This is a genomic window from Colwellia marinimaniae, from assembly GCF_002207865.1.
GTDB lineage: Bacteria > Pseudomonadota > Gammaproteobacteria > Enterobacterales > Alteromonadaceae > Colwellia > Colwellia marinimaniae.
In genome coordinates this window covers 1-246 of the sequence record NZ_BDQM01000438.1, presented here as the reverse complement: position 1 = coordinate 246, position 246 = coordinate 1, and the positions used below count along the sequence as shown (strand labels likewise).

Here is a 246-nt window from a genome sequence, read left to right as displayed (position 1 = left end):
TAGCAGGTAGGTCGTGATGATCTGGTGCGGATCATCAGCCCAGCGGTGGTAGTAAACCATGACGTGCCCGAGACGTTCGGGCCTCATGTTGTCGGGGACGTACCCGGAGATGGTCGGGTACTCCTTCACCAGGCAGGCATCCACCATGTACTGCTGGTGGATGATCTTCGAGAAGTACTCCCGCTCGTCATCGTCCGCGTCGGAGTAGTCGAGGAACTTTTCCAGCGGGACGGTGAGGACGAGGAC

Annotated in this window: 1 protein-coding gene; it reads right to left on the bottom strand. The window is 58.9% G+C overall.

Features of this window, described 5'->3' with window-relative positions; translation table 11 throughout:
• On the bottom strand, positions 1–246 hold a 246-nt coding region (locus MTCD1_RS23800; protein ID WP_200818704.1), incomplete at both ends, for a hypothetical protein.